Origin of the sequence: Rhizobium sp. TRM96647 (assembly GCF_025780115.1) — a bacterium.
GTDB lineage: Bacteria > Pseudomonadota > Alphaproteobacteria > Rhizobiales > Rhizobiaceae > Mycoplana.
On the sequence record NZ_JAOXHF010000024.1, the window covers coordinates 20,137 to 27,503 of the forward strand.

The window sequence follows — 7,367 nt, forward strand, 5'->3', positions numbered from 1 at the left end:
AGCAGTAACAGGGCGTCGCGCCGCATGAACGGCAGGCGTGGTGCGGGTTCTCCCGGCGAGCCGACGGGCTCCCAAGCGAGGCGAAGAACATGAGCGGATCGCGAGCAAATCCTCCCCGTTTTGGCGACAGGTCGTCGTTCGATGCACTCAACCGCACGATCGAGGGTCTCGAGGCCCGGATCGAAGGCCTGATGGGCAGCCGTGAACGCGGCCGCGACGGCGCGCACGGGCGAGCGGAGCCGCCGCACCCCGATCTCACCCGCTCCGGTGCCCTGCGCGACGATCCGGTCGGCGAGATCATGCAGCGCCAGCGCGCGATCGAGACGGTACGCGAGCGCTCCGCAGCCCGCAGCGAGCGCCGCCCCCATGCCTTCGACACAGCAACCCCCGCGCATCCGTCCGCCACGCGCGTCGCTGCGGAGCAAGCCGCGCCGGAATTCGCCGCCCGGGAGATCGCCCAGGCGCTCGTCGGCCTGCGGCAGGATCTCAAGCGCGACATCGCGGAAGGTCTCGGCCGCGAGATGGACGTGCTGCGCGACGAGATGCGGGCCATCCGCCAGGCCGCCGAGGTTCGCGGCCATGACGACGACATCCGCGGCGACCTGCAGCGGCTGGCGCAAGGCATCAGCCAGCTCGGCCACCAGTCGGGCCGCTCAGACACCGACGGCCTTCGCGTCGAGTTCGACGAATTGCGCTCGGTCCTCGACGGCCTTGCCCGCGAGGATTCCGTGCGCCGCATGGAAACCCGCTGGAACGGCGTGGAGCAGAAGCTCGCCGCCGCCGACCAGAGCCGCGACGACGAACTGCTCGCCCTTGCCTATCGGCTCGACGAACTGAAGACGCAGATCCAGTCCGTCAGCCCCACGCCTGCGCTGCGCGACCTGGAGGGCAAGCTGCACGCGATGGGCCAGGCCGTGGAAGCCCTCGGTCGCAGCGTCATGCCGGACGACCGCCGCTATGCCAGCCAGTTCGAGGGCCTCGACCTGCGCCTGGACGAGATCAGCCGCGCGATCGCCGCAGGCGCACGCGCCCCGGGATCCGCCGCCGACACCGCCATGCTCCAGCGCCTGGAAGGCCGGATCGCCGACCTTGCCGGTCAGCTCGACACGATCTCGCACCGCCCTTCGCCCGAACAGGGGCTCGGCCAGCGGCTGGAAGCGCTGGCCTACCGCATCGAGGAGATGGCCAACGAGAAGGCCGCCATCCGCCTGGAAGAGCGCCTCGACCAACTGTCCTTCATGATCGAGCAGAGCCAGCGCGCCCCCGCGGCGGGTGCCGATCTTGCCGGCTATCTCACCGACATTTCCCGCAAGATCGACGCGCTCGACCAGGGGGCGGTCAACGACGTTCTGGCCGAACGCCTCGATCTGCTCGCCCGCCGCATCGAGGATCTCGACGTTCCCTCCGCCGCGCCGCTGTCCGGCGAGCGCTTCTCCTCGATCGAAGGCCGGCTGCAGGCGATCGCCGACCGGCTGGACCGCACCAGTGCCGCACCGGTGGGCGACAGTGCCGCCCTGCAGAGCCTCGAGGCGCAGATCGCGCATCTGTCGACCCTGATCAGCGCGCCGCAGGCGACGTCGGCCGCAGCCCTTCCCGCCGACTTCGACAACCGCATGGCGACGATCGAAGACTACATGGCGACAAACGACGAATACATCATCGAGGCGGCCCGGCAGGCGGCCGAGGCGGTGATGCAGGCCTACCAGCACGCCGAGACGGGCGGCGCGTCCTCCTCCGACATGGCCGCGATCTCCGCGCTGGCCGAAGACCTCCGCACGCTGGAAGACATGATGCGCTCCAGCGAGGAGCGCACCGCGCGCACCTTCGACGCCCTGCACGACACGCTGGTTCAGATCGCCGGCCGCCTGGAGCAGCTCGATGCGCCGCGGCCTGACGACCGGGCCGATGAGCGGCAGTCGTCGCCCGCGACGCCTCGTGTGGCTGCGATGGCCTTCCACGACGACGAATATCCCTTCGTCGACGACGGCTTTGACGCCGGGTCAGAGGGGCATGAACAGCGCACGATCACGGCCGACGCCGGGACTTCGGACTTTGCCGACGAGGTTCCGGTCGACGGCGAGGAGGGCTCCCGGCCTGTCGTGGCGGAAGCCGCGGCGGCCGCGACCACCGGGAAGAAGGCCAGGGGCGGACTGATCTCGGGTCTCGCGCGCCGCTTCGCGCCGGCCCGGAAGGACGCGCCTGCCGTTCCTGCCGAGCGCCAGCACATCGATCCGGCGCCGTCGCTCGATCCGGGCGACGAGATTGCGCCCGAGGTGGCCAACCAGTTGCTCGAACCGGGTTCGGGCGCGCCGGACGTGCGCAAGATCCTGGAGCGCGTGCGGGCAAGCCAGGCCGCGGAAGGCCGCGGCAAGCCGAGCGATGCCGGCAAGGCCGATTTCATCGCCGCCGCCCGCCGTGCCGCACGCATGGCGGCGGAAGAATCCGATACGATCTCCCGTCTCGCGCCGGAAAAGAAGGCGGCCGGTTCGGGCGCCGCCGCCTCGGCATTCAGCCGCCATCGCCGGCCGATCCTGATGGCCGTCGGCGCGATCCTGCTCGCGATCATGTCCTATCCGCTCGTCAACACGCTCGTGCGCGGAGACGAGGTGCCTGCGACCGCGCCCGTCGAGCAGGCCAGCATGGCTCTTCCTGCCGGCGGCAACGAGGCCGTTGCCCCTGCGCCCGTCGAAAGCACCCCGGCTGCGGCCCCGATCGAAAGCGCCCAGGTAGAGGTGATCGAGGGCGACGAGCCCTTGTCCGACGGCGTCACCGTGCCCGCCGACGATATCCCCACACCGACCGTCGAGGACACCGGCATGGATACGGGCGATCCCGTGCTGGCGATCACTGGTGCGCAGCAGTTGACGCGTCCGGCCGATGCCGCAGCCGAGACCGGCGGCTTTGAGCCGATCGTGACCAACGTGCCCACGGAGGGCATCAAGGACGTCCCGGTCACCGACGAAGGCACGACGGAATCGGTCATCGGCGCCGGCGATCCCGGCCAGGACGTCACCGAAGCGATTACCGTTCCGGCCGCGATCGAGCCGGCGTCGCTGGCGAAATCCGCCGGCGAGGGCGACAGCCTGGCGCTGTTCGAGCTCGGCGCCCGCTTTACCGACGGCCGCGGCGTCGCGATCGACATGGCGGAAGCGGCGAACTGGTACCGGCTGTCGGCGGACCGTGGCTTCGCGCCGGCGCAGTACCGTCTCGGCAGCCTTTACGAGAAGGGACAGGGCGTCGAGCGCGATCTCGACAAGGCGCGCGCGCTCTACGAGCAGGCCGCCCGGCAGGGCAACGCCAACGCCAGCCACAATCTCGCGGTCCTGCTCGCCACCGGCGGCGGCAAGGCGCCGGACTATGCGGCCGCTGCCGAATGGTTCAAGAAGGCCGCCGAACTCGGCGTCCGCGACAGCCAGTTCAATCTCGCCATTCTCTATGCCCGCGGCAACGGCGTGAAGCAGGACCTCGAGGAGTCCTACAAGTGGTTTGCGATCGCCGCCCGCGACGGCGACAGGGATGCCGCCGAGAAGCGCGACGAGGTCGCCAACGCCATGAAGCCGGAGCAGCTTGCCGACGCCAAGGCCAGGCTCGATCTGTGGAAGCAGCAGCCGCTGGACGACAAGGCGAACTCGACCGACCTGCCGGACGAATGGGTTGGCAAGGGCACGAAGACCGCCTCCGTCGACATGAAGAAGGCGATCCGCAACATCCAGGCGATCCTGAACAACAACGGCTTCAATGCCGGTAGCCCGGACGGCACGATGGGGCCGAAGACGGTGGACGCCATCAAGGCCTTTCAGAAGTCCATCGGTCAGTCTGAAACCGGCAAGATCGACGACAAGCTGATCAACGAGTTGCTGAAGCGCAACAAGCAGCAGGGATGATCCCCGGTGCCCCCCGCAGCACCGCATAAAGCCCAGCGCCGATCCGTTCGTCTGTTGACGGGTGCCATGCATAAGGGCATGACACACCTTGAAAAAACCACAAGCCGCTCAGAATGATACGGGAGCGGCGGGTCGCGGCAATCCGGCTCCGACCGGTTCGTCCGGCCCGATACCGTGGCGCTCCCGGGGTCGTCCTGCGATCGCCCGGGCGGACGCCGGTGACGTGCTGAGGGACTGTCGAACCAAGCATGCGTTCCGCCTGCCTGGCGCTTACCCGTATGCCGAGCCTGTAACTACCGGATCTGGCGGGCCAGCTCCGGTCGCGAAATTGCTGTAAGGCGGCGACAGGGGCGCCGCGCGTTCCGGGCCTGCGGCCCATCGGGGTAATGCTGTGACGGTCTATCTGCCCATCGCCGAGATTTCGGTGAACATCTTCATCATCCTGGGGATGGGCGCGGCCGTCGGTTTTCTGTCGGGCATGTTCGGCGTCGGCGGCGGCTTCCTGATCACGCCGCTCCTGATCTTCTACAACATTCCCCCGATCGTCGCGGTCGCGACCGGCGCCAACCAGGTCGTCGCCTCGTCGATTTCCGGCGCGATCACCCATTTCCGCCGCGGCTCGCTCGACATCAAGCTGGGCACGGTCCTTCTGGTCGGCGGTCTCCTCGGCGCGACGGCGGGCATATGGCTATTCGCGTTGCTGCGCCGCGTCGGCCAGCTCGATCTCGTCATCTCGCTGCTCTATGTGGTCCTGCTCGGCGTGGTCGGCGTGCTGATGCTGTTCGAAAGCGTCAAGGCGCTCCGGCGCGCGGCCAACAACCAGCCTGTCAGCCTGCGCAAGCCCGGCCACCACAACTGGGTGCACGGACTGCCGCTGAAGATGCGGTTCAAGAAGTCCAAGATCTATCTCAGCGTCATCCCGGTCGTCGTGCTCGGTTTCTCCATCGGCGTCCTGACCTCGATCATGGGTGTCGGCGGCGGCTTCATCATGGTGCCGGCGATGATCTACCTGCTGCGCATCCCCACCAACGTCGTCGTCGGAACCTCGCTGTTCCAGATCATCTTCGTCACCGCCTACACGACCGTCATGCAGGCGACGACCAACAATTCCGTCGATATCGTGCTGGCCTTCATCCTCATGGTGGCCGGCGTCATCGGCGCGCAATACGGCGTCCGTGTCGGCCAGCGCTTGCGCGGCGAGCAGTTGCGCGCGCTGCTGGCGCTGCTCGTGCTCGCGGTCGGCATGCGCCTCGCCGTGGACTTGGTGCTGACGCCGGACGAGATCTATTCCATCGTCAGCGAAGGTGTGCGGCGATGAGAATCCTCCTGCAGACGATCCTCACCGCCTTCGTCATGGCGACCGCAGCACCGGCGCTGGCCCAGGAAGACCGCCGGCCCGAAATCGGCGAGCGGCTCGAGATCGGCATGTCCACCGACGAGATCGCCATCGCCTCCGATTTCCGCGGCGCCGACCTGACCATCTTCGGCGCCATCGAAGGCTACGATCCGCGCCTGTTGGCCCAGGCCAAGTACGACATCGTCGTGGCGCTGGAAGGGCCGAAGGACAACCAGACCGTCCGGCGCAAGGAGCGCGTGCTCGGCATCTGGGTCAACCGCCGCTCCATGACCTTCGAGCTCGCGCCGGAATCCTACTCGCTCTCGAGCACGCGCGACGTCGACGACATCGCGCCGGCAGCGGTTCTCAACAGCATCGGCGTCGGCCTGCAGCACATCCGGCTTGATCCCGTCGGCTTCTTCGGCGACGGCAGCAACGTCTCCGAGTTCCGCGATGCTTTCCGCCGGCTGAAGGAAACCGGCGGCTTTTACCAGCGCGATCCGGGCGGTGTGCAGTTCATCAGCGCCAGCCTGTTCAAGGCGACCGTGCGGTTGCCGGCAAACGTTCCGAACGGCACCCATGTCGTGCGCGCCCAGCTCTTCCGCGAGGGCGTCTTCATCAGCGAGAAGGCGATGCCGCTGCGGGTGGTCAAGACCGGCCTCGAGCAGATGATCTCGAACGCCGCCTTCAACAACCCGGTCTCCTACGGCATCCTGTCCGTCATCCTGGCCGTCCTTACAGGCTGGATCGCGAGCGTGGTTTTCCGGAAGGACTGACGCGGGGCTCGCTGCCCTTTTTTCCCAGTGACGTCGCCTGCTTGCGCGCGACCACGGCCTCGTAGGCGGCGCGAAGCTCGCCGGAGACGGAGCGGGCCGGCATCGGCGTGCCGAGGTGGATGGCGCGCAGTTCCTCCATGAAGGCGTCCCACAGGGGCGGGCCGCCGTCCTCCAGCAGTTCGGCGCGGATGCTCAGTTCCTCCGTCACCGGCAGGTGGCGCCGTCCCCAGGCGCCCATATGGGCGAACAGCGGCACCAGCCCGATCGCCATCTCCGTCAGGCTGTAGAGCCCCTTCTGCTTGTGGCTCGGATCGTCGCTCCGGGTGATGAGACCCCGCTCCATCAGCTTCTTCAGCCTGTCGGCCAGGATGTTCGAGGCGATGCCTTCCTCGGACTGGGTCAGCAATTCGCGGAAATGGCGGCGGTTGCCGAACATCATGTCGCGGATGACGATCAGGCTCCAGCGATCGCCGAGGATCTCGAGCGTCAGGTTGATCGGGCAGCCCGAGCGGTGGTCTTCCTTCATTGCGGTCTCCGGAGAATCTGCTTGCACTTTGCCATCGGTATGCGTAGCCTTCAACCAATTTCGATTTGCAACCGGTTGATTGGCCACCATGGGATGGAGGATGGAATGAGCAAGGTGATCGTCTGGAATCTGGTCAGCCTCGACGGCTTTTTCGAGGGTGCGGAAAAATGGGATCTCGCGTTTCACGGTGACGCGTGGGGCGAGGACCTGGAGAAGATGAGCGAGGATTTCGGCGACCGTGCCCGGATGCTCGTCTTCGGCCGTGTGACCTACGAGGGCATGAAGTCCTACTGGACCACGGCGCAGGGCGAGACCAAGGTCAAGGGCTTCATGAACGCGCTGCCGAAGCTGGTCGCTTCGCGCACGCTCGAAGGCTCGGACTGGAACAACACGACGGTGACCGCCGATATCGCCGGCGACCTGCGTCGGCTCAAGCGGGAACCGGGCAAGGACATCTTCGTCTTCGGCAGCGCCGAACTGACCGATGCGCTGCTCACGGAAGGCCTGGTCGACGAGATGATGCTCGGCCTGGTGCCGACCAGGCTCGGCAAGGGCACGCCGTTCTTCAAGCCCGGCGACGCACCGCAGCGTTTCAACCTGATCGAGGCGCGGCCGCTTTCGAACGGCACGATCATCCTGCGCTACGCCCCTAAGACGGCCTGAGCGCGCCGCCTGATCCGCAAGCTTATACCAACCTGCACTGACATTGACCGATTGCGCCGGAGCGATTTTGGCCTGCGGCCAGGAGGAAACCACAGTCGGACCTGCCGGTCCGGCGAGGATTTTCGACGCCGTCCGCAGGCCAAAAGCGCCCGGCCCTCCGGGTGGGCCGCCTGTCGGCCACC

The 7,367-nt window shown here is 67.4% G+C and carries 5 protein-coding genes; 4 read left to right on the plus strand and 1 reads right to left on the minus strand.

Annotated elements, in window-relative coordinates; genetic code table 11:
- Positions 1-89 precede the first annotated feature (89 nt).
- From OCK02_RS25195 to OCK02_RS25205, 3 genes are all read left to right on the plus strand, one after another.
- Positions 90-3,884 carry a peptidoglycan-binding protein gene (locus OCK02_RS25195; protein WP_263815416.1) on the plus strand — a complete coding sequence of 1,265 codons (3,795 nt, stop codon included), beginning with the start codon at positions 90-92 and terminating at the stop codon, positions 3,882-3,884.
- A 391-nt stretch (positions 3,885-4,275) separates the two neighbouring features.
- On the plus strand, positions 4,276-5,202 hold the full coding sequence (locus OCK02_RS25200; RefSeq protein WP_230807334.1) for a sulfite exporter TauE/SafE family protein: 927 nt from the start codon (positions 4,276-4,278) through the stop codon (positions 5,200-5,202).
- A complete protein-coding gene (locus OCK02_RS25205) occupies positions 5,199-5,996 on the plus strand; it encodes a TIGR02186 family protein (protein ID WP_263815417.1) in 798 nt (265 codons plus the stop codon). The genes OCK02_RS25200 and OCK02_RS25205 overlap by 4 nt, the downstream gene beginning before the upstream one ends.
- On the opposite strand, the gene OCK02_RS25210 is transcribed toward OCK02_RS25205, so the two are convergent.
- On the minus strand, positions 5,956-6,522 hold the full coding sequence (locus tag OCK02_RS25210; RefSeq protein WP_263815418.1) for a winged helix-turn-helix transcriptional regulator: 567 nt from the start codon (positions 6,520-6,522) through the stop codon (positions 5,956-5,958). The genes OCK02_RS25205 and OCK02_RS25210 overlap by 41 nt on opposite strands.
- Before the next feature lie 105 nt (positions 6,523-6,627).
- On the opposite strand from OCK02_RS25210, the gene OCK02_RS25215 reads away from it, so the two are divergent.
- On the plus strand, positions 6,628-7,185 hold the full coding sequence (locus OCK02_RS25215; RefSeq protein ID WP_263815419.1) for a dihydrofolate reductase family protein: 558 nt from the start codon (positions 6,628-6,630) through the stop codon (positions 7,183-7,185).
- Positions 7,186-7,367: the final 182 nt, after the last annotated feature.

Bases quoted from the DNA above. Each gene is read 5' to 3' on its own strand.
- OCK02_RS25205 (WP_263815417.1), top strand. From the start codon at position 5,199: ATGAGAATCCTCCTGCAGACGATCCTCACCGCCTTCGTCATGGCGACC.
- OCK02_RS25210 (WP_263815418.1), bottom strand. From the start codon at position 6,522: ATGAAGGAAGACCACCGCTCGGGCTGCCCGATCAACCTGACGCTCGAG.
- OCK02_RS25195 (WP_263815416.1), top strand. From the start codon at position 90: ATGAGCGGATCGCGAGCAAATCCTCCCCGTTTTGGCGACAGGTCGTCG.
- OCK02_RS25215 (WP_263815419.1), top strand. From the start codon at position 6,628: ATGAGCAAGGTGATCGTCTGGAATCTGGTCAGCCTCGACGGCTTTTTC.